Genomic DNA, 2,717 nt, shown 5'->3' with positions numbered 1-2,717 from the left:
ACTCATATTGCGAGCTCCAGCGCAACCCTTTTTGTCAACCCCGTGAGCAATCACCAAACGTCTCCCAAACCATGGATCTTGTCCGGGATATCGAAACCAAACTTGCGATGATGGCAGTTTCCATCCGTGATTTTCTGGTAATCGACTCTCCCGAAAACCTGCTCAAGATCAGGGATCGACAAAAGATCTGGGCGGAATCCATAGCCAAGGTCCGGGAAGCAACGCACCATCAGGAACGCCTAGGCATCCTTGACAGGATCGAAGCGACGCGGAGCGAGTACGATAAGGTCGTCGATCAGATCATCTCCGGAACGACGGAGCGCAACCGTATTCTCGACAGCATCATGTCTCCATTGGGAGGCAACATCCGCAAGCTCGCCGGCGAGGCGAACGAAGCCGTCCGTGCGGCTTCGGACTTCACCGCTTCGAGCGATATCGGCATCGCGATCGGAAAGCTCATGACCGGCCGGCTCTCTCTCATGAAGTTTCTCGTCTCGAAGAACAATGCCGATGCCGGCACCGCGGCGTCGAGCTTGCAGGAGTTCGACGAGCTTCTGAAAAAGATCATAGCCGAGGTCGCAGATCAGCGGGCGAAGCAGACCTTGTCCGCAGCCCAGGCCGATTTCCTGAACTACCGGAAAGCAGCCGACGAGTTCGTCGCGACGATCCGGCGCCAAAGCGCTGCCGTCATCAAAATCTCCGAGATCCGGGACAGCCTCCTGGACGACGTTGCGGCAATCCGGACCAGCCAGGCGCAGTCCCTGGCGGAGATCACGACCACAGTCAGGAACGACATTGCGCAAGCGAGGATCACGAACTTCGGCGGGCTTGCCATCTCGGTGCTGGTTGGGGTTAGCCTCGCCCTCCTGCTGACCAAGTCCATCGCCGGGGCTGTTCGCTCCATGACATCGGCAATGACCGTTCTCGCTTCCGGCGATACCGCCGTCCAGATCCCCGGACGGGACAGGGGTGACGAGATCGGCGCCATGGCCGCGGCCGTTCAGGTGTTCAAGGACAACGCCATTGCCAGGATCCGCCTGGAGGAAGCGCAAGCCGCCGAGAGCGCGGCCAAGGAACGGCGCGCGGTATCCGTCGACCGCTTGATCCAGAGCTTCGACCGGACGGTCGGCGACGTTCTTCACGGCGTCGCGACGGCATCGACCGAACTCAGCCAGACTGCGGAGAGCATGGCGGCGCTTGCGGAGCAGACCAGCCGCCAATCCACGGCGTCGGCGACGGCGTCGGAACAGATCTCCGCCAACGTTCAGACCGTTGCGTCCGCCACGGAAGAGATGGGCGCCTCCATCCAGGAGATCAGCCGTCAGGTCAGCCGCTCCACCCAAGTTGCCGAGCAAGCGGCGCGCGAGGCTCAGGAAACGACGGTTTCGGTTCGCGAACTGGCCGAAGCCGCCAACCGGATCAACGAGGTCGTCAATCTGATCCAGAGCATCGCGTCGCAAACCAATCTGTTGGCGCTGAACGCGACGATAGAAGCGGCGCGCGCGGGCGAGGCGGGCAAGGGGTTTGCCGTCGTGGCCTCGGAGGTCAAGGCGCTCGCCAACCAGACCACCAAGGCGACGGAGGAAATCGCCGGGCAGATCGCCGGCGTCCAGTCCGCCACCAAGGGTACGGTGTCCGCCATCGATCGGATCGGAGCCACGATCACGACCATCAACGACATCTCGTCCGCCATCGCCGCCGCCATCGAGGAGCAGAACGCAACGACCGGCGAAATCACCCGCAACGTGCAGCAGGCGGCCCAGGGCACCGAGGAAGTCAGCCGGAACGTACGCGACGTCAATCAGGCCGCCGAGCAGACCGGTGCCGCGGCATCGCAGGTCCTGAGCGCCTCGGGGGAGTTGTCGAAACAGGCGGAAGGACTGAAAAGAGAAGTCGAAACCTTCCTGACGTCGATCAGGGCAGCCTGATCGGCGTCAAGGAAATCAGGGTCAGACCGGCTTTCCCGCTCCCGACTTCGAGGCTGTCAAATCGTTACGCGCAAACCGTCAAGATCCTTGCGGATGTCGGGGATCTCCAATTTTCCGTTCCCCGTCCGCTTGCATGAAAAGCCGGATGTACGGCTCTGATAGCCTTGGGCACGCACGAGACCCTGTGTCAGGAAGCCGATGCATTCCTGATTGACTTTGCTCAGCCGGAATCTGGACAACTTGTATGTATGGCCGTTGCTCTCCAACGCCGGAAGGTCCTGCCATTCGACAGCTTGGTCCTTGATCAGGTCCACCTGCGCGAGGGCTCCCTGAATTTCCATATGGCCCAAAACGAAATGACCCGTGGAGGAAATGGTTTCGAGTAAAACCATCATGTAATTGTTATCAGCCTCAAAAAAACGAATGTATCCTGAACCGGTAACCTGCACGTCGTCAGAACGTCCGATGATGCAGCTATTTTCGTTCGGCGGACGTAGATCCTCGCGGGTACTTTGGATTCGGAAATTTTTGCAATCGACAAGTCCAGCCTGACCAGAGTTATACCCCTGTTCCGTAGTCGCGCAGGCAGTCAGAAGAAGAATGGAAGAAATGGTCGCAAGCCAGTGCAGCTGGCATTGAAAAAAGGATGAGCGTGGCACGAAACAGGCTCCCTGATAGAAAAAGCGTTGACGCTTTCGAACTTTGGCATACACCCCATGGCTTTACGGTTGGTGTTAGAGGATGTTGAGTTGAAGACGCGCCAAATTTTCGCGATGGTGTGTCGTGAGG

The 2,717-nt window shown here is 59.2% G+C and carries 2 protein-coding genes; one reads left to right on the top strand and one right to left on the bottom strand.

Features of this window, described 5'->3' with window-relative positions:
* Nucleotides 1-107: 107 nt before the first annotated feature.
* Entirely contained in the window at nucleotides 108-1,928 is a 1,821-nt protein-coding gene (locus AC5JJ6_RS08090; protein ID WP_496041545.1) for a methyl-accepting chemotaxis protein, read from the top strand.
* Nucleotides 1,929-1,984: 56 nt separating this feature from the next.
* On the opposite strand, the gene AC5JJ6_RS08085 is transcribed toward AC5JJ6_RS08090, so the two are convergent.
* Complete coding sequence (locus AC5JJ6_RS08085) at nucleotides 1,985-2,587, bottom strand: hypothetical protein (RefSeq protein WP_496041544.1); 603 nt, start codon at nucleotides 2,585-2,587, stop codon at nucleotides 1,985-1,987.
* Between the last annotated feature and the right edge of the window lie 130 nt (nucleotides 2,588-2,717).

The sequence above is a fragment of the Skermanella sp. genome (assembly GCF_059503625.1).
This window is presented reverse-complemented; position numbering and strand designations above follow the sequence as displayed.